A 20,105-nucleotide genomic window follows, 5' to 3' on the forward strand; every position below is an offset into this window, starting at 1 on the left:
ATTCTAAAACTGGTTACCTTGAGGGGTCTTACCCTCAATTCGCCAGCAGTATCCTTAAAGAAGTCGGGGAGCTAAATCGACATAAAACCTCGCTAGATAAAGCTAAAACGAGTAATCAGGAAGATTTTACAAAATTTTGTATCTATTTTGGTAACAACGTCAATTCAGGTGAATGAACGTTATAAACTCAACCTTGGAATCAGAAAGAGATTCCTTAAACCAGTGAACATTGAACAGTTATCAGGCGTATGGTAGGGGATTTAAACCCACTATCAAAGCGTTCTACGTTCTTTGTCGGGGACTTCAACCCAAAAAACAAAATTGAGAACTAAGTAACTGTTAAATAATTCAGCTATAAATATCTAAAACGAAGTAACTAATAGGTTATCAAGGCTTCAGCATGAACAAAAACGCTAAGTTTCAGCGCAATTTTTACTGCTCATTTTCTCGTGTTTCTCGTTACAGTTTAATTGGATTGCTGGGTGTAGTTTTGTTATCTGATGCAGTGGGTGCAAAAGTTGGTGGTTTACAGAACTATTCACCAAAGCGATCGCCAGAAATTATATTAGATAAATATCGAGATAATTTACCAGGTTTAGAAGCTGGGGATAAGCAAGTATTACCAATAAGCTATCAGAATCAGCAGAAAATATATCTTGCACAGCAGCCAGCGCCTACTCCGTCAATTCCCTTGAATGCAGAGCAACAAAAGTTATATGAACAGGGGGTCAAACTGGTTCAAGAAGGACAGATATTAGAGAAAGAAGGGACTAGAGAATCTTACAAACAAGCGATAAGTAAATATCAACAAGCGTTAAAAATTGCCCAAGAACTAGAACTGCGTCAAGAGGAAGTTGAGATATTATTTGTTACTGGCAGTGTCTACCATTCTATTTCAGACAAGAAAAATGCCTTAGACTATCTCAATAAAGCATTAGAAATATCACGAGAACTCAAAAAACCTATATTGGAAGCAACTATACTTGGTGGAATTGGTGCTGTTTACACCAATACTGATGAACCGAGAGAAGCACTCAGTTATTTACAACAAGCACAGTCAATATTTATAGCCCATCAACAATTTCATGAATTAGCAATAACTTATAAAGCAATTGCTACTGTTCACAATAAGTTAGGCAATACAAAAGAGGCTCTAGATTCTCTGAACAAAGCATTAAAAATCTATAGTAAAACGCTACAAGATTCATCTGGGGAAGCAGATACTCTCTATAGTATTGGCTTTGTCTACTCAATAGCAGGTGAAACTCAAACAGCTATTAATTATTACAAACAAGCCTTAGAAATTCAGCGTCAAAGGAGAGATTTACCAGCACAAGCCAGACTACTTAGTGCTATTGGCGCTCTCAAAAGTAAATTGGGTAAACCAGAAGATGCTCTGAAATCTTTAAGAGAAGCATTAGAACTACATCAACAGGCAGGTTCTAATTTATCTGACAAAGCTAGTACGCTAATGGATATAGGTTTTATCTATGCTTCACAAGGAAATTATGAGACAGCGCTCGATTCCTATCAGCAAGCTGGAAAACTCTATCATCAAGCCGGAAATACATATTTAGAATCAATGATTCCCCTTGCGATTGCCAATGTTCACATAAATTTTTCTGGCGATTATCAAAAAGCACTGGAATCTCTAGATGAAGCTCTCAAAGTTCAGGAGAATGATCAAGATGGACAAGTTACGACTATTAACGCAAAAGCTGATATTTATGTATCACAAGGTAATTATCAACAAGGATTAGACGAGTATAACAAATCTTTGACTATTGCACGTTCAATACCAAATCCTAGATCGGAAGCTCATACCCTTAAAAAGATTGCACTAATTTACAAATCTCTAGGCGATTATAACTCAAGCATTGATACTTACAACAAAGTATTAAATATATACAATCGATTTCCAAATAAGTCTGAACAAATTCGTACTTTATTATTTATCAGCATTGTTTATCAAACGCAAGAAAAGTACTATGAGGCACTTCCATTTTATGACCAAGCGCTATCGCTATTAAGTAAAGATGATTATCAATCTGAAATTCTTATCCGTCATGGGATGGCGAGAACGCACAACTTTTTGAAAAATTACACAAAGGCATTGGAGTTTGCTAACCGTGCATTAGAATTATCACAGCAAAACTCTTTTGGAGAAGAAGTTTCTCTTAATATTCTTGCTAGTGTATATAGTGCAAAAGGTGAGTATCAAAAATCATTAGATATATCTAAAAAACTTTTGGCGTATTCTCGTAAAGTTGGATTACGTATTCGAGAAGCCCTAATATTAAGTGATATGAGCATAACTTATCAGCGACAGAAAAATTATAACCAGGCGATAGATACACTGAATGAAGAGTTAAAACTGCGGCGAACTTTAAAAGATAGCACAGGCGAAGTAGACGCACTTTACCTAATCGCTATTAACCAACGCAATCTCGGAAAGCTCGAAGCCGCACTTTCTAACATCCAAACTACAATCAACATTGTGGAAAGCATACGCGGTAATGTCCAAAGCGATGAACTGCGTACCTCATACTTCGCTACAGTGCAGAATTACTATAAATTCTACATCGACTTGTTGATGCAACTGCACAAAAAAGACCCCACCAAAGTATGCGAATTCAACATCCAAGACCTCAAAATCAAAGATAGATGCGATGCTGTTGCACTACACATCAGCGAACGCGCCCGTGCTAGAAGTTTGGTAGAACTCTTAAAACAAGCTCGTGTTAATATCCGTGAAGGTATTGACCCACAACTGTTAATAGAAGAAAGCCGTTTGCGATCGCAAATCGATGTACAAGAGAAACGACGGCTAGAACTAGCAAGCAAAGAAGAAACTAAAGCCCAAGCAGCAAGACTCAACAAAGAAATTGAAAATCTTCTCAGCCAATACCGCGATTCGCAAACCAAAATCAGCACGAGTAACCCGAAATACAAAGCTCTCAAATATCCTACACCCCTAACATTTCACCAAATTCAGCAACAGTTAGATAAAGACACCATACTGTTGCAATATTCCTTGGGTAAAGAACGCAGCTATTTGTGGCTAGTAACTCCCGATTCTCTGCAAAGTTACGAACTTGCCAAAGAAGAAGCAATTAACACAGCCGCAGAGGATTTATACACACTATTGAAACCCAGGAGAATGTCAGGACTGCCAATAGAACCAACTACCGAAGCTGCTAATAAACTTAGTCAACTCATCCTCAAACCTATAGCTCAACAATTAGGGCAAAAACGCTTAGTGATTGTGGCTGATGGTGCGTTGCAATACATTCCCTTTGCAGCATTAACTGACCCTAATAAATTGGCGAAAGATTCAGCTTATCAGCCTTTGATGGTCAACCACGAAATCGTCAATTTACCTTCCGCCTCCACTATTGCCATTCAAAGACAGGAACTTCAAGGACGCAAACCAGCAGCGAAAACCCTTGCTATTCTGGCAAATCCAGTATTTAGCAAAGAGGGATTGACTGAATTCCTAAAGAAAACCCCTTCCGACCTCGAACTCAGCTTAGAAGAGTCAGAACTGAAGCGGGCTACTAGAGACTTAAACTTAAATGATCTTAAATCTCTTCCAGAAACACAAAAAGAGGCGGATGGAATCATCGCACTCGTACTCAAGGAAGAAGAAAGATTATCTGCCTTTGGTACTGATGCTAACTATGCGTGGGTAACTAGCCCCAAACTCAGTAATTATCGATACTTACACTTTGCCACCCACGGTTTCCTCAACAGCGCTAACCCAGAACTATCGGGAATCGTGCTGTCTCTGGTAGACAAAAAAGGCAACCCGCAAAAAAAAGGATTTCTACGTCTCAACGAACTGTTTAACCTCAAATTCCCGGCGGAATTGGTGGTGCTGAGTGCTTGTCAAACTGGATTAGGTAAGGAGGTGAAAGGTGAAGGGCTAATAGGGTTGACAAGGGGGCTAATGTATGCGGGTGCAAAACGAGTCACAGTGTCCTTATGGAGTGTTAATGATGAGGCAACTTCAGTGTTAATGCAAGAATTTTACACGCAAATGTTGATGAAGGATGGTAAGTCTCCAGCGGCAGCGTTGCGAGTCGCACAAAAGAAGATATGGGAAAAGGATGAGTGGCGTGACCCCTATTACTGGGCTGCTTTTACTCTCCAGGGTGAATGGCGCAATTAAGGAAAAAGCAAGTTTTTTAACGTGCGTCATACTACCGCTTTATATCCGTAGACTACTTTAATCGATCAAAACTTTGAACTCAAACTAAGGAGCAATTAGTAATGAATAAATTCTTAACTTCCAAGCAAGTTGTTATTTCTTTTGTTGTTGGTATTTTTGGTGTGGCAATGTTGAGTTCTTGGGTAACTGTATCGGCGCAAACGGAGTCTGAGGAAATACCAACCGCTACCAGGATTAAAGATCCTACACAATTAAAACTACAAGGTGTTCAAGATACTTTCATACCTCCCTCTTTGAAAATAGAAGAACCTCCCGAAGTCCGAGGAGTTATTGGTCAGGATCAGCGTATCCCCATGACTAGCCAACAAATGCCCTGGTCAGCTATTGGTAGAGTTGAGATGGTGGTGAATTCCCAAGGTCAAAAATCCCATTGTACGGGAACTCTAGTCACCAAAAATGTTGTTTTGACCAATGCTCACTGCGTAGTTAATCATAAAACTTCTGAGTTTTATTCTCAGATAAAATTTTCTCCGAATGTGATTAACGGCAAAGCACGAGATGTCGCCTATGCAACCAAATTTTATCTTGGTACAGATTTTAAAGATGGTAACTATAACGATGATTGGGCTTTCATCGTACTAGATAAACCCATTGGTGAAGATTACGGTTATTTAGGATGGAAATCCCTTTCGCCTGAGACTCTCATTAAAGACAAGAAAAAATACGTTTTCGTTGGTTACTCTGGTGATTTCCCTAATTCTCCGCAATATAGGGGATTGAAAGCAGGCCTAGGTATGACGGCTGGAGTCCACCCTGGATGTAGTATTACTGGAGAAGAAGATGGATTATTGAAGCATGATTGTGACACTACGGGCGGTTCTTCTGGTGGGCCAATCATTGCTTGGATTAATCAAAAGCCTTATATTGTGGCTCTCAATAATATGGAAGTTACAAGTCGTGCCAATGGAACACCTTTGTTTAATTTGGCAGTGAAAATTTCTCGCATTGAGCAAGTATTAAATGGACAATAACAACTGCTAATTTGTAAAACTCAGATTACCGACTTATTTAAAAAGTTGGTAATCTTGCTTTTCATGAATGATATATAATTATTTTTTCTCCTATAATCATTAGGCTGTCATCAATCTAAAGCACATCTTAATGATAAGCAAGTCAACAATCTATAATTTTACAGTTTATGAATAATATTTCAACAAGCAATAATTGGGACACTTCGCTTTACGAAGATAAACACGCCTTTGTCTGGCAATATGGCGAAGACTTACTAAAATTACTCAACCCTCAGCCAGGAGAATCCATTTTGGATCTTGGCTGTGGTACTGGACAACTCACAGAAAAAATTGCCCAAGCTGGGGCTGAAGTAATGGGAGTTGATTATGCATCTGAGATGATTGAGAAGGCAAGACAAAACTATCCCCATATCCGTTTTGATGTTGCTGATGCTAGGAACTTTCAAGTAGACAAGCTATTGGATGCTGTGTTTTCCAACGCTGTATTACATTGGGTGAAAGAAGCAGATAGTGCGATCGCATCCATACATCAATCCCTAAAACCAGGGGGACGTTTTGTGGCAGAATTTGGTGGTAAAGGGAATGTAAAGGCGATCGCCACAGCTTTGGAAAGCGCCTTAGAAGCAATTAATATCCCCGCACAAACACTGAATCCGTGGTATTTTCCCAGCATTGGTGAATACGCTACCCTATTAGAACAGCAAGGCTTTGATGTCATCTCTAGCAGCCTTTTTGCTCGTCCAACTCCTTTAGCAGAGGGAGAAGCAGGTATCGCAAACTGGATTCAGATGTTCGCCAGCAGTTTTTTAACAGGACTTTCTAGTGAGCAACAAATACAAGTAATTCGCGTCGTTGAGGAATATCTGAAGCCAATATTGTATCAACAAGCAACTTGGACAGCAGACTATCGAAGAATTCGCATCGTTGCAATTAAACTTTAGATTGTGTGAATTTTAACTTGTGCCTTAATTACGAATTAGTATCAGCTATGCATATACCCAAATTGTGCGTTCGCCCTTGGCGTTGGCGCAGCCATCGCCAGACATCATTTTTATTACTACTAACCATTAGCCTCACCACTTTACTAGTCGCACCCTCACTAGCGCAAACCCCCCCAATACCGTCGCCTTCTAGTGCGCCTCTAGAACTAGACTTATTAACCAAGCCAAAAGACTATGTGATCACAGCTAACACCATTAACACAGCACGATTAACCGTTCCTAGTTTATGGTGGGCACAACAAAACTCTGAGAAAAAGCTATTGGATAATTGGATAGCATATCCAGCTTCTGAAAAAGAACCTGCACGAGTAGACTTGATCGTGAATCAGCAAATTTGGAGCTTACTAGAGTATGTAGAGCGCTATGACTTCGTAAATCGCTTGGGTAGCGCTGCACGGAACTTTGGTTACAACGTCCGGGTATTTAATTATCAAAAAGAACCCTTGGCAACCTACACTTGCAACTTTAATACAAGTCCAGCTTTATGCAGTATCCAAACGACTGTCAAGAACAAGATAGGGTTACAGCGTTCTTTGTAGGGAGTGGGGGAGTAAGAATTTTAGATTTTAGATTTTAGATTAAAGAATTGAAATTTAATCCAAAAGACGCTCTCTACGAGACCAAGGCGTAGCTTGCTTCTGGGCAGGAGTACGCGGACTCGCTCTAAGCGTTCGCGAGTGCGTCTGGTAGAGAAGATATGCCTTTATGCGTTGCCTCAAGGGACGCGAGTGCGTCTCCCCTTCTCACATTGGGAGAGGCTAGCGCCAAGGGAGAAGAGAAGGCTTTACGCTCCGCTATCGCCAATCCAAAATCCAAAATTGAATTGCCCAATTCCCAATTAAACCTTAATTTTGGCGAATAAAGACTCGTATTCTTTTATTGCTGATGGGGGTAAGGGAAGCAAAAATTCACTTTTATCGAAAACTTCGCGTAGGCGTAGCCCGTCGGAGACATCGCTCTGCAAAATACTCCATGATGGTTCTTGGATATCGGAAGCGACAATATTTGTAGAAATTGGCGAATTACTTTTGGTCAACACCGAAATTTGTTTAGCTGTGCTTGGTTGCCAACAAAAATCAATCCATTGATCTGATAAAGTACCCTTAGTAATACCTGCGGGACGTACCCACAAGTCTGCCCAAATTGCCGTTCCTGACTGGGGGATAACTGCGGCAAGTTGCGGATAACGTCCCAGAACTGGCAGTACATCGCTTGACCAACCAACGGCTAGCCAAGTGTCTCCCATAATTAGAGGTTCTAAGTAGTTATTGGAACTGTAGAACTTCACCTGTTGATTTAATGTTTGTAATTCCTTTTCCAAATCTGGTACTTGGTCAAGATTCTCTGTATTGTAAGATTTTCCTAGCTTCTTTAAGACCAGACCAATAACTTCTCGTGGTTGATTAAGTAGGGAAATCTGCTGCTGCATTCCATCTCGCCACAAATCACTCCAATCTTTAGGTGTCCATCCCAATTTTCGCAACTTGTCACGGTTATAAACAATCACCGTGCTACCCCACCTGTAAGGCGCACCCCACACCTTCCCTTGAGTATCCAAGTTACCTTGGTCATTGCGCGTTACCAGTTGTTTCCATCTTTCATCTAAAGTAGTCCACTGCTTTAATTGCTTTCCCTGTACCTCTTGGAGTGGTTGAATCAATTTTTGCTCAATAGCCGCTTTCAGCCAGTAATCTCCCAATGTCACTAGGTCTGCGTCAGCCGTTTTTTGATCTTGCCTAAAGGGTATAAAGCGACTCCATCCCTGCTCATCGGTGGTTTTTGGTTTCTGCTGCCAACTTTGTAATTGCTGAAATAAATCCTGTATCTGCTCAACTGGAGCAAACTTTAACTGCACCTGTTGCTGCAAACTTTTGTGGAATTGATTAACTACCTGACCAGGTATAGAACCTTTTAATAACTGTACTTTTAGTTGCATCTGGTTGTTTCCACCACAGCCAAAAAGTAGTTGTGAAAGTGCCAGTGTACTTGTACTTAGTAAAAAAGACCGTCGATCCATTGATTTTGGATTTGAGATTTTTGATTATACCTAATATTAAGCAGAGATTCACCAGAAGCTGACTAGTTGAAAAAGTGGAGTTGGAAAATTATCGGTATTTTTTCTTGGTAATATCGATAAATTTGAATATTTGACTCAAATTAGCGAGTTTTTCGGCAAATCACTACCTAAAGATTAATTTTTCTCCATAAATTTCCTTAGTGGTACTATATGGTCAAACTTTACTTATATTTAGAAGTAATGATTTAAATGTCACATTTCCAGCAAAAATTATCAATACTTAAATAATCCCTAAGTATAATTAAGGTTGCGAGTAAATTGAATAACATAGAGAAAATGTGCGGATGAGGGTATTAAATGGAGCTATTACAGCAGCAGATCCTGACTTTAAGCGAAAAACTGGATGCCCTGTGCCAAGTAATTGAGCAGCTTGATGGTAAAGTCACTCAAGCTTTCTCGGAGTGTTCTTTAGCGAATACACAAGCAAAGGATAATTATCAGGAAAATGGCGCGGCTGGGGGCTACCAGTTCAAAGGACGTAACAGTTTAAATCCAGAAATGGCACACAAGGATGTATTGACAGATGGCATTTATCTAGACATGCATCGTCAAGGTGGAGATAACATAACACCAGAAATTCAAATACAACGACTGACAGCGCAATTAACAGCAGCATACAATCGCATTGCTGCTTTAGAAGAACAATTACTTAGAGAAAGAATTCATTAAATTTAACCTGAGTTCAACGAATTAAAAAAATGGCTGGAGGTAGGGAAGGCAAGCCTTTAGGTTCAATGTCGAGCGATCGCTTTATGGGTAGATATTTAAGTATAAGCAACTAATCTAGCGACCAAATTGATAAAAAACTTAAACACACTATTACATATATTTACGTAAGAGTGTGATATACCTACCTATAGGCTTTTAGTCACTACCTCACTATGAAACAAAAAAACAACAACCCTAAGACTGGTGTCTTTAGGGTTTTGTATCGTTCAAAAACCAAGATTTTTTTATTAATCTGCGTTTTTATCATTAGTGTTTTTGGCATCTTGTTATCAAATTGGTTGATGACAAGCCAGACAGCTTTCGCAAAAATTGACTTTTTGCAACCTGCTCCGACTCAACCGCTAGGCTATTACGACTATTTCGGCAAACTGCTGAGTCCTCAAGAAGCATCACAACTAGTTGTAAATAAGGGACTCGATCCTAATAACCCCATTTCCTATCAACGGGTAGGGGCAGTTAAAATTACTCAGGAATTAATAGCGCAAGGTGAAGATATATTCTTCAACCGCAAGATAGGCGACACATTTGGTTTGCAAGGGGTATTTGGTTTTGGATATGGCATTGCTAAAATTTTGCCAGAATTACAGACAGCAATAGTTAAGTTGCAAGGTCAGCCGACAACGAACTTACAAATTATTCTTGAGAAGGATATAACACTAGGTAGTCGAACTTTTCCCAAAGGAACTGTCGTCAATACAGGCTTAAAAATGGAAAAGGGAGGGACTTTTCCCATTGGGCTGGGAATCACACCTAAGATTGATATTAGCTGTGCTGCGTGCCATGTATCCCTTTCAAATAAGGGTGAACGTCTTTTGGGAGTACCTAATGGCGAAATTGCCACGCCCCTGCTGGTTGCTTTAGCACCAAATTCAGCCGCAGGGTTTTCGCGGTTAAAGTTTAATCCCCTAGATCCACAATACAAAGGCAATGGAAAAATTATTCTAGATAGTAAAGGTAATAAAGTAGAATTACCTGATCCTGAAAAGTTTGAAAAAGCTTTCGATGATGCAGTATTGGATGTGCCTTTTGGTAATTTTGAGAGTTCATCAGATAGTATCAACGATACTACTCAAATTCCCAGTATGTTCACATTTAAGAATCATCCTTATTTTCTTGATGGACAGTTTGCTGTGGGGCCGTTTGCGGGACTCAGCGCTGTCAGCAACGGTGTTCACTCTTCGGAAATCAATCTGTCGGCAGCTGCTCAACTCAGTGCAGAAACCCTTGGTATTGACCGAGAAGTTTATATTGGTACATTTCTTCAAAACGCTGCCGTTAAGAGCCTACGTTTACCAGAAGGAGTGATAGTAAAACCCTCAGAGTGGCTGCGGAAGATCGCACCAAATCCTACACAAGCAGAATTAGAAGCCCAAATTCCTGCCCCTGGCACAGGAACTTACCCAAACCTAAGACCCAGTTTGTTTACTTACAACGGTTTGGTTTTCAGCCCAAATACTGGAAACCCCAGTGATATTGCTAGCGGCACTTTCTTATTTGCTGACAACGCCATGTCTGCTTTTCAAAATAGCTTAGTACCACCTGCCAACCAGACTTCGGACAACTGGCAAGCTTTGAACAGCAATTCTGTTAAGCGTGGCGCAAAAGTATTTGAGAAAGCCAATTGTGCAACTTGCCATATTCCACCCTTCTTCACTGACAACAAAATTCATCCAATTGATGAAATTCATACTAACCCAGCTCGTGCCCAATCTCGCTTGGCGCTGAGTAAGTTGTTAGTACCACCCAAGCTATACACTTTTAACACTCCAGTTCCCATACCTGCTAATGCTGAAGTGCTGGATTTACCAACGCAGGGTATCTCCGATACTCCCACAACTCTACCCAAAGGTATATTGCCAAAAGGTGGTTACAAAACTACTTCCTTGCGTGGTCTTTATGTAAGCGCCCCATATTTACATGATGGTGGTGCAGCAGTACGGGCAGGAAGCCTGAAAGTTGACTCAAATGGGATCACGGTTGTTAACAAGAGTGGCTTAGGGCTTTCTGGCACTCTCAGCCTTGGTATACCCGCCGATGCAGCTAGCAGCTTGCGTGCTTTGGTTGATCGTGATCTTCGTGCCTTAGTTGTGAAAGCCAACAAAGCTAACCCTAGTTTAGTGCGTAGTAACCTTGATGGCACAGGTCATGACTTCTACGTAGATAGACAGGCTGGGTTTAATTCCAACCAGCAAACAGACCTGATTAATTTCTTGCTAGCACTTGATGACAATCCTGGAAGTTTTTAATAAAGCTACGGCTGATATCCGATGTTAATACCAAGTCGTCTAGTGATAGATCATGAAGGCGACTTGGTATTACTTTAAGTAAGAATAAAATGGCAAGCGGATTCTAAAGCAATCTAGATCGGAGATGCACTATGAACCTTAGAGGATGTTTGAAAAGTCGCAAAGTATAATAGAAACACCGCTTCCATTCCTCTTCCCGTTGGCGTAAGCCTGCCGTTAGGCAAGTGGAGAGAGGCTTTGAAACCCCCATTCCCTTGTAGGGAAGGCTTAGTCGGGGGGTTAGGTTTGGGAGGCTTTTATGTTACCAAAAATACTTTTCAAACATCCTCTTACAGATAAATGCCTTTATGGGGCTTATTCTGGGAAGCTACCGCTTGCTTTCGCTTCATCCACCAGCCAAAACCAAGAGCAAGCAATGAGCCACTTACTGTGTAGGGTTCGGGAACAGGCCGTGGAGTGACAACACTAAAGCTGCCATAATCTACATTGCTTGAAAGCTCTGAATAACCTTCATCGAAACTACTGTAGAATACGTTAACGTTCCCATTTCCGTCTTCCCCGCTTCCAGAAACCAGGTAAGAAAAACCGTTCTGGCTTAACAGGGGCGTACTCGCATTCAACAGATTATCATTGATTCCGTATGTACCTGGTGAAAGCAGCCCGATGATTTTCTCGGAAATTCCTTCGGCTTTCCTTGTCCCAGTTATCCCTGTGATTGTGTAATTGTTTTTTATGGGATCTAGATCGGTGGTGGTAAGGGTGCCGCTAGCGGAAATCGCTGTACCATTTGCTTCATAACTGGGAAATGAGTACTGAAAATCAAATAACTGTACAGCTTGTGCCGCAGAAGATGCACCGACACCAGTCATACCTATAACAGCACTAGCAGTAGCAATACTAAGCTTTTTGACTAATTTCATCAGATAATTCTCCTGAAAAACAAGAAGGTAAACAAAGTTGCATAGTTCAAATTGCTAGAAAGACGCTCTTACGCACAGACACACAGAGAAGTTAGGAGCTTCTGGCTTCCTGAGATCAAAACTTCGGGAGATACGCAGATGCAATTTGAATGACGATTAGCTTATTAACTGTTGATTTCGCTAAGTACAGCTTTGCGTAAAATTGTAGCGAATTCAGGCATGAAATTTAAACGCATAGGCGCTTCGCCTTCCCGCTGGGTAGAGGCGCAGAGTTTTGCCAAATTTAATTCGCTACGAATTAATGAAATGCTGTACTTAGCCGTTCAAGTTGGACTTCAATCGCTGCCAAAAGTTGGTGTTGCTGCCAATCTTGGCTAAGATGGGCGGCTATGCAAGCTGCTCCAGCACCCATACCTTCTTTGACAAAGCCCTGCTCATAAGCTCTCAGTTGGGGATAACGAGAATCGGCAAAGCTCAGATGAGTTGCTAATAGGGGAGGGGTTCTTCCACTCTGAGTTAAGCTGCCTTTTCCTAAGCTGAGAGCTAAGTCAACCGTAGCCCCAGTAGGATCTTCTGCCACCCAGCGAGTTGTGCCTACAACTACTGCTTCTGGTCGCCATGATAAAGTGTAAGCTTGAGCGATCGCACTGATCAGCGCATAAACCGCCAGCATTTGCGTCCCACCAGCCAGCATTACACCGCAACTACGACTAGCTGCGATCGCCATCCCAGCTACCACCACCTGCATGGGATCGCCCACAGCGGCGACGAGTTGTAGAGGATCTACGGAATTTTGGATTTTGGATTTTGGATTGGGGATTGGGGATTGGAAGTTTATCTCTCCCTGGACTCTGCTCCCCATCATCTTCTCCAGTCCAGCTTGCACTAGTGCCCACTTTTGCGCGTGGTTACAAACAGGGTGGCTGCTGTTAACTTTTCCGGCAGCTTCTATACCCAAACCAGTTAAGATTGCCAGGGCAGTTGTAGTACCTCCAACGACGCACTCACCGACAATCAGATACCCCTGTTGGATATTGGCAGCAAGGCGTTCTCCCCAAAGTAGCCCTTGTTCAAACAAGTGGTGTACTGTTGTGATTTCCATAGCAGCACCTCCACTTAAACACCTAGCAGGAGCGCCACCCAAATCAATTACTGGCACAGCCGGAGGCTGGGGTAAACCAGCATTAAACAAATGAACTGGTATCTTTAGTGACTCAAAGACAGCGCGAGAAATCAGCACTGGTGAAGCCCCAGCCGCTAATGGTGGTAGGGGATATTGGGCTTTATGTTCCGGGCCATAATACAAAAACTCGGCATCAGCACAAGCTGTATATTTCCGATCTTCTGGAGTGCGACCAGCCGCTGAAATCCCTGGAATTAAACCAGTTTCAGTAAATCCTAAAACACAAGCAAATACGGGTAGACAACCACGATACCGTCGTAGCCATTCTTCACCCTGTTCTTTTTGGGTATAAATACGAATTTGGGTATGGGGCATGGGGCATTGGGCATTGGGCATGGGGCATGGGGCATGGGTGATTAGTTAGGACTCATCATTTAACCAAAGACTAATGACTAATGACTAATGACTAACCTTCATAATCCATGAGGACTTGCACCCAGTGTGGTGGACGGGGAATAGGGTTGCCCAGGCGGTCAAAAAGCAACCATGCTGCCAGGTGTACCACAAAAAGGTAGATAAAGTTGTTGAGTACAATTAAAGCGATCGCTCCCACTTGAATTAAAAACACACTGGGACTCGCCAATAAACTCAACTTCAAAAATACCCACTCGATGAACTCAGTCACCTGGGTAATCACATAAATCCACAGGTCTTCACCTGACAACACAGACAGCAACCACAGCCGAAAAAAGACTCCCAAAGTACCTAACAGCGTACCCAAGGTGATAGAAACAATCCAGGGAACACGACGACGATACCACGTCGCCCCCAAAAGCACGCCCATAAACCCGTAGGGCATGACAAACAGCAAACTGCGGGCTGGCCCCATCAGTACCGTCAGCAGTAACCCGGAGGTGAGTGCTGCCATCCATGCCGCACGTTTGCCCCAACGCAGATAAACTAGAGCGATCGGTACCGGAAAAAATATCCGCAAAACTGGGCCCAAGGGAAAGTAGAAATTAATAAACCAAATTAAACTAGCAGTACTGGCTAAAAATGCCGTTTCCACCATCCTCAAGGGCGCATCAGCCTTGAGTTGAGGAGGCATTAACTCCTGTTCTTTGTCTAACCAATGATTGTGGGGAGTTGGAGATTCAGGGGACGGATCTTCCTCCGGCTCATCGGGGAGAGAATCTAAAATACTCATATCTGACAAGTTCTTAAACGATCATTCTTTCTAAGGCTGACAAATCGGGAATACAAACAGTGTCTTGATCCCGTTTAATCAACCCTTTTTTTTCTAGCCTTGTCAATACTCGTGTCACCGTTTCCCGCGCCAGTCCGCTCAAACTGCTCAATTCCCGATGAGGTAAATTGGGGATTTCGGTTCCTGTTTGCCCTTTTTTCCCCTGTCCTTCTGCCAAAAATAGCAACGTATCTGCCACCCGTGACTGGCTATCAGATTCCCGCAACCGCAATCGGCGATTTACTTGCCGCAAACGTCGTGCCATGAGTTGCGCCAATCGAACTCCCGCCAAGGGTTCTATCTGAAGTAACTTGACAAAATCCTGAGCAGGCATACTACCAATTACCGTCGGGGCCAAGGTAATCACATCTGTGGATCGAGGTACTTCATCTAGCGCCGCCATTTCACCAAACAATTCCCCTTTCCCAAGAATATTCAGCGTTACCTCTTTTCCTTCCAGATTGTAGGTGCGAATTTTTACCCATCCGTCCAAAATAAAATACACAGAACCGCCCCAGTCATTTTCCAGGAGAATCACCTGATTGGCTGGGTGAGTGCGGGTGACAAGATGGATCAGGGCTGATTCCACAGCAGTTTCTGGCAACCCTTGAAAAAAGGGAGCCGAGTTGATCATCCAGGGATTAGCCTGTGCTTGCAAGCTATATCGGTCTTCCATTACGACATTTTTATTCAAGCTGCTATATATACACAACAAACAAGAGCGCCATTTTTAGCCTCAGCTATCATTACACAGCTCCCTTTCACAGAGAAAACTAAACTGTGCTACATAAGAAAGCGACAAGAACGTTTTTCTAAATAATCTTTACCTATAAGTTTAAACGGGGTAAAAGTTTTGCAAAAAGTAGTTTATAGCCGGCGGTTGTATTGCTTAGGGGCTAGCTGCACTGCAAACTTGATTAGTTAAGAATATAGGCAAACAACATCAATGATACTAAAGGGAGTAAATTATTGCTCAGGTATTTTAGCGATTTTCCAAAACAGGCAACCAATGAGCTGCAAAACTAAGCTTTTTAAACAAACGATGACTGAAGATTGCCACGACTCCCAGTAATCCATAACATAATGACAGTCACAAGTCCAAGCAGCGGCTTTTGCCACTCAAAACTTCTCCTATGGTCGACGCTGCGCGTAGCAAGATCCCCATAGGGGTACGGTGATTGTAAAGTAATTGTCACATTAGTTGACATACATTTTTAGGTAAGGTAATAAAAGTGACTTTCAGTGCAGATGAAATTCAAAAGCTGATCGCAGATATTGACAACTTACTTGCCAACGGTGGCAAGCGCCTGTCTAAATTTCTGTCTGGTCAGGCGCAAGAGCCTAAAGAAGTTTTAGAACGAATTCGTGACTTCTTGGTGAGGTTACAAGAAAAAGAAGCATTAGAGAGCGGCATCCCAAATCAGTCTTCTGAAGAACCGCGATCGCCCTTGGCGTTGGCGGAGCGATCGCCTTTATTAACAAAACTTATTGATCAAGGTAATAACCAGTATCCACTACCGCAGATCGAACCCAGTCAGGAACAGAGTGGTGTTGAAGCCGGACAATTAAAAAGTGAATTTTCGAGATTGATACAGCCATTGCGATCGGAATTAGAATTGCTCTTGCAAGAGCGAGCCACTCTCATACAGGAAATTCGGCAGCTAGAACAAAGGCGATTGCAAAGCTACTCCTTAGTGCAGCAGTTGACAAACCAGGAGCAGATAATTACCGAGTTTTTACAGGTACTCATGAGTCGTCTTGTGCCAACTTTAACGCCACTGATAGCACAGAATTTGGCAAATTCCCCCAGTTCTTCAGGAGGAATTAATCACGCCAACTCAGAACCCACAACCTCTGCAACTCAACCTTATTTAGAATCACCAGACGGTGGGGAGCGGTTAACCCAGCTGGCCAGGGACTTGGATCAACGCCTATTATCACTAGATGGGACGGTGAATGTAGTCTTTGAGGCACTACAGCGCAACATTAATACCTATTACGAATCCCTATCGCAAGCACTGGCAAGAATGCATAGCAAGGGGATGCAAGGCGAACAGCTGATGGCCAGCTTTCTTAACAATTTGACTCAGCATTTGCAGCAAGAATCCCCTAGTTCTCAGTCATCTTTGCTGGGGGTAGAATCTGAAACACTACCTTCACCACCATCATTGGCTGACCCAGCCGAGATCGCTGCTGAAGTTGCGCCCCAACCCTTGGAGCTTATACAGCCAGAAACTTCATCTTCACTCACAATTAATTCTGAGCAACAGCAGACTACCCTCACAGAGGATTTAGATGCAGCGCTGTTGCAGCTTGGTTTAAACTCGTCTCAATCTCCTGAAACCCCGACCGAATTACCGCAAGATATTTCTGCGTTAATTGGTGATGAAGTAGACCAACTTTATGCCAGTTTGTTTGGTAGTGGTGATCTTAATAATCCAAGCCTCGATGTTGCCACAAATGACTTATCTGCTTCCACAGCCTCGACATCACCGTTGAACATCGCTGAGGGGCCACCTGTCCCTCCAACCGGGGATTCTGCGGTTGTGACACCAGAGATGGGTGTTTCAACCCAAGAAACTTTAGTAGAAGCCACAGATTCATCATCAGAGCCACAGGAAGAACTATTTTTTGAAGAGGATACTGACCTAGACTCGCCTCTTAGCTTCTCTACACCACAAACAGAAAGTTTGCCCGTGCAACTCGGCACTCAGCCAGCTAGTGTTGATACAATTAATACCCTTACTGAGCTATTGCCTGATACAGGTAGTGAGCAGCAACTGCTGGAAGTATCACCCTCTGTGGATAATGCCACAACTACAGCACCAGTTACTCCAGAAGTAGCAGAAATTGCGTTGGCATACCCCTACGGGGAAGCAAGCTACGTGCAGCCTCTCGTAGAGAAGCCTACCGAAATCGCCACATCGGAAGTATTAATTAACGATGATCAGCCAGAACCGTCTTCAGATAACTACATTACTGCTTCACCTCAAGAAAACTTGCTTTCTGTTGAGTCAAACCAGTCTCCAGCCGTACCTGATATTTCTTTAGATGAAGAACAGTTGCAGCAATTAGATCGGGATTTGGCTAATTTTGATCGGCAGCTAAATTCTGAGTTGCAGCCAGATACTAACTTGGAGATTTACCCGGAAGCAATTGGTAAAACTCAAGACACAACCCCCACAACTTCCCCTGAGCCACAAACAGAAAATCTCCAAATACCAGAAAACACCTCAACTGCTGCTTTCTCCAGTTTGGCAGTTCCCCAGTTAGAAACTGAAAAAAAGGAAGTCACAACTCCTGTTCAAGAAAGTTCTTTACCTGCAATTTCTAACTCCATAAATAATCCAGAAGTTTCGCTCAATGTTCTAGAATCAGTCTGGTATTTAGGAATTGATTTAGGTACAACAGGAATTTCTGCCGCATTATTAAATCGCTCGACTTTTGTTGTACATCCTATCTACTGGTCAGCAGAAAATCTGCCGGGAACAACTTCCTTCCAGCAATCGTTTCGTTTACCAACAGAGGTTTATTTGCCTACAGCTTCTATACCCCAAGGTGAAAACGAAAGTATTGAAACACATGAGCAGACAGCACCTGCGGCTGTTGCCCAAGATAAAGTGCCTGATCACTCAGCCACCACTCCTGCAACACCAAGATCAACAGCAGATCGGACGACAAATAATCTCTACTCGGCGCAGTTGAAGCCCTATTTACAAGTAGCCATTCCCTACAAGAGTGAACAGCAAAAATGGGAACCTGTTTTGCAATTAAATGAATTTTCGGCAGGCCCTTTGATTTGGGTTGTGCGATCGCTCTCTAAGCTACTATTAACCCTGAAATCCGATCATACTAGTACCACCCCTAGTTTAATGGCTGCTGCTGTTGGGATCAGCGAACAAAATTTTCCGCAGATTATCAATAATATTGCTGGTGTAATTTGTACCTGTCCATCTAGCTGGTTGGAACAATACCGCTTCAACGTGCGGGAAGCTTTACTCACTAGCAAACTGATCCAACATCCGCAGCAAGTCTTTTTTGTCGAAGAAGCGATCGCTAGTTTACTCCCAGAACTCGAAACTGCTAACGGTGAGCTAGTAAAATTAAGCGATAGTCAAGGTTCTCATCCGGCAAAAACCAGCGAACATCCCATTGTTGGCAACACCCTGGTGATTAACATTGGGACAACAGCCACAGAAATGTTGCTGGTCGATATACCAGAAACCTTACTGCAATTGACATACAATGATTTCATGCTCCACAGTTTTGCCTATGCTGGCAAGGGAATTGAACAAGATATTATCTGCCAGTTGCTATTGCCACCTAAATCTCGGCAATCACGCCCAGAAACACCAAGCGATGCCTGCGGCGGGCTACACCTACCCAAAACTATTACCAGTAATCCTTGGCAATGGCAACCGTCAATTCCCGGTTTAGACCAAATGCGTTGGCAGACTTTAGGGTTGGAAGAATTAGAATTACCCAGAGTCGGAGAACCAGATATCATCGCTCGGATTCGCCTCCAGCAGCGTCTAGAAAGTTCTCTGCTGGGACAGGCGGTATTAGATGCGGCACTAGCCCTAAAGCTGATTTTGCAACACCAAGACTCTTTTACCCTGGAATTGGCCGATCAGCAGTGGATTTTGCAGCGACGAGACTTAGAAAGCCAGGTATTTATCCCCTTTGTGCGCCGCCTGAACCGAGAACTCAACAAATTATTGGTAGCTCGTGGCATCCCTACAGAAGCAATTAATCAAGCTATCCTGACTGGTGGGGTGGCTTGTATCGGAACGGTGAACCGCTGGCTACGGCAAAAACTCCCCAACGCTAAGATTATTCAAGATTTATATCTCGGCGAAAACGGCGCTCCTAATTGCAGTCGGGTTGCCTATGGTTTGGCGATGCTGCCTCTACATCCCCAGATATTAGATATACCCAGACAACAATACACTGATTATTTCCTATTTACAGAATTGCTACGGTTGCTACCAGATCGACCCTTATCTTTCGGTGAAGTTATCCAGTTATTTGAGGGTCGTGGAATCAATACTCGCACTTGTCAGCAACGCCTGCTGGCTTTTTTGGAAGGTGAACTGCCTTCGGGTTTGATACCTTCAGTTACAGACTCAACCTGGCTTACCCAGAGTTCGCAAGAAAATCCCGACTATCAGGCGATCGCCACGGCACCACTTTTTGAAAAACAAGGGAGTCTCACTTATCGTCCCAATTCCCAACAACTGTTGTCTTTGCGTCGCTATCTAGATGCGATCAAGGCTAGTAATCAGCAATCACTGGAGGAACCATATACGGTGAATTTCGCCTTAGAGGTTCATCATTGAGACTACTACAGCACGGCGTCAGTTTGCCTACCTTTAACCAGTTGCTCAAGCCCCTTGTCTGGATTAAGTGAGATGGTAACAGGATTTACGCCCTGCTGTACTAGTACTTCAGGACAGTAATTTTTTGGATCTGTACCATAGTATTATTTTTTTAATTGATGGTGAATAATACTGTAATTTTACAATATATCACTTTAATTGAAAGATTCTGTAAATTTTGAG

General features: G+C 42.6%; 12 protein-coding genes. 7 read left to right on the forward strand and 5 right to left on the reverse strand.

From position 1 onward, the window contains the following. Positions 1-400: 400 nt before the first annotated feature. The 4 genes from HWQ41_RS17365 to HWQ41_RS17380 all read left to right on the forward strand — a co-directional run bounded on the left by HWQ41_RS17365 (position 401) and on the right by HWQ41_RS17380 (position 6,742). Positions 401-4,171, forward strand: a complete 3,771-nt coding sequence (locus HWQ41_RS17365; RefSeq protein WP_292765226.1) for a tetratricopeptide repeat protein — start codon at positions 401-403, stop codon at positions 4,169-4,171. Positions 4,172-4,272: 101 nt separating this feature from the next. Then, complete coding sequence (locus tag HWQ41_RS17370) at positions 4,273-5,202, forward strand: trypsin-like serine protease (RefSeq protein ID WP_292765229.1); 930 nt, start codon at positions 4,273-4,275, stop codon at positions 5,200-5,202. A 167-nt stretch (positions 5,203-5,369) separates the two neighbouring features. Then, entirely contained in the window at positions 5,370-6,143 is a 774-nt protein-coding gene (locus tag HWQ41_RS17375) for a trans-aconitate 2-methyltransferase (protein ID WP_292765232.1), read from the forward strand. Positions 6,144-6,190: 47 nt separating this feature from the next. After that, positions 6,191-6,742 carry a hypothetical protein gene (locus tag HWQ41_RS17380; RefSeq protein ID WP_292765235.1) on the forward strand — a complete coding sequence of 184 codons (552 nt, stop codon included), beginning with the start codon at positions 6,191-6,193 and terminating at the stop codon, positions 6,740-6,742. Between the two features lie 299 nt (positions 6,743-7,041). On the opposite strand, the gene HWQ41_RS17385 is transcribed toward HWQ41_RS17380, so the two are convergent. Next, a complete protein-coding gene (locus HWQ41_RS17385; protein ID WP_292765237.1) occupies positions 7,042-8,220 on the reverse strand; it encodes an extracellular solute-binding protein in 1,179 nt (392 codons plus the stop codon). A 357-nt stretch (positions 8,221-8,577) separates the two neighbouring features. Between HWQ41_RS17385 and HWQ41_RS17390 the strand changes: the two genes are divergently transcribed. After that, a complete protein-coding gene (locus HWQ41_RS17390) occupies positions 8,578-8,949 on the forward strand; it encodes a hypothetical protein (RefSeq protein WP_292765240.1) in 372 nt (123 codons plus the stop codon). Between the two features lie 341 nt (positions 8,950-9,290). Beyond that, positions 9,291-11,255, forward strand: a complete 1,965-nt coding sequence (locus HWQ41_RS17395) for a di-heme oxidoredictase family protein (RefSeq protein ID WP_292765243.1) — start codon at positions 9,291-9,293, stop codon at positions 11,253-11,255. 329 nt (positions 11,256-11,584) lie between these two features. On the opposite strand, the gene HWQ41_RS17400 is transcribed toward HWQ41_RS17395, so the two are convergent. From HWQ41_RS17400 to HWQ41_RS17415, 4 genes are all read right to left on the reverse strand, one after another. Continuing rightward, on the reverse strand, positions 11,585-12,175 hold the full coding sequence (locus HWQ41_RS17400; protein WP_292765246.1) for a PEP-CTERM sorting domain-containing protein: 591 nt from the start codon (positions 12,173-12,175) through the stop codon (positions 11,585-11,587). 298 nt (positions 12,176-12,473) lie between these two features. Continuing rightward, the gene (cobT, locus tag HWQ41_RS17405; RefSeq protein ID WP_292765301.1) at positions 12,474-13,673 is read right to left on the reverse strand and encodes a nicotinate mononucleotide-dependent phosphoribosyltransferase CobT; all 1,200 of its coding nucleotides are present in this window, start codon (positions 13,671-13,673) and stop codon (positions 12,474-12,476) included. A 91-nt stretch (positions 13,674-13,764) separates the two neighbouring features. Beyond that, positions 13,765-14,505 (reverse strand): DUF2232 domain-containing protein, encoded by a 741-nt coding sequence (locus HWQ41_RS17410; RefSeq protein ID WP_292765249.1) that lies wholly within the window; start codon positions 14,503-14,505, stop codon positions 13,765-13,767. A gap of 13 nt (positions 14,506-14,518) precedes the next feature. After that, the gene (locus HWQ41_RS17415) at positions 14,519-15,220 is read right to left on the reverse strand and encodes a Crp/Fnr family transcriptional regulator (protein WP_292765252.1); all 702 of its coding nucleotides are present in this window, start codon (positions 15,218-15,220) and stop codon (positions 14,519-14,521) included. A 556-nt stretch (positions 15,221-15,776) separates the two neighbouring features. On the opposite strand from HWQ41_RS17415, the gene HWQ41_RS17420 reads away from it, so the two are divergent. Further along, positions 15,777-19,883 (forward strand): hypothetical protein, encoded by a 4,107-nt coding sequence (locus tag HWQ41_RS17420; protein WP_292765255.1) that lies wholly within the window; start codon positions 15,777-15,779, stop codon positions 19,881-19,883. Positions 19,884-20,105: the final 222 nt, after the last annotated feature.

Source organism: Nostoc sp. NOS(2021), assembly GCF_017115025.1.
Taxonomy (GTDB): domain Bacteria; phylum Cyanobacteriota; class Cyanobacteriia; order Cyanobacteriales; family Nostocaceae; genus Nostoc.

Bases quoted from the DNA above. Each gene is read 5' to 3' on its own strand.
- HWQ41_RS17365 (WP_292765226.1), top strand. From the start codon at position 401: ATGAACAAAAACGCTAAGTTTCAGCGCAATTTTTACTGCTCATTTTCT.
- HWQ41_RS17370 (WP_292765229.1), top strand. From the start codon at position 4,273: ATGAATAAATTCTTAACTTCCAAGCAAGTTGTTATTTCTTTTGTTGTT.
- HWQ41_RS17375 (WP_292765232.1), top strand. From the start codon at position 5,370: ATGAATAATATTTCAACAAGCAATAATTGGGACACTTCGCTTTACGAA.
- HWQ41_RS17380 (WP_292765235.1), top strand. From the start codon at position 6,191: ATGCATATACCCAAATTGTGCGTTCGCCCTTGGCGTTGGCGCAGCCAT.
- HWQ41_RS17385 (WP_292765237.1), bottom strand. From the start codon at position 8,220: ATGGATCGACGGTCTTTTTTACTAAGTACAAGTACACTGGCACTTTCA.
- HWQ41_RS17390 (WP_292765240.1), top strand. From the start codon at position 8,578: ATGGAGCTATTACAGCAGCAGATCCTGACTTTAAGCGAAAAACTGGAT.
- HWQ41_RS17395 (WP_292765243.1), top strand. From the start codon at position 9,291: ATGACAAGCCAGACAGCTTTCGCAAAAATTGACTTTTTGCAACCTGCT.
- HWQ41_RS17400 (WP_292765246.1), bottom strand. From the start codon at position 12,175: ATGAAATTAGTCAAAAAGCTTAGTATTGCTACTGCTAGTGCTGTTATA.
- cobT (WP_292765301.1), bottom strand. From the start codon at position 13,673: ATGCCCCATACCCAAATTCGTATTTATACCCAAAAAGAACAGGGTGAA.
- HWQ41_RS17410 (WP_292765249.1), bottom strand. From the start codon at position 14,505: ATGAGTATTTTAGATTCTCTCCCCGATGAGCCGGAGGAAGATCCGTCC.
- HWQ41_RS17415 (WP_292765252.1), bottom strand. From the start codon at position 15,220: ATGGAAGACCGATATAGCTTGCAAGCACAGGCTAATCCCTGGATGATC.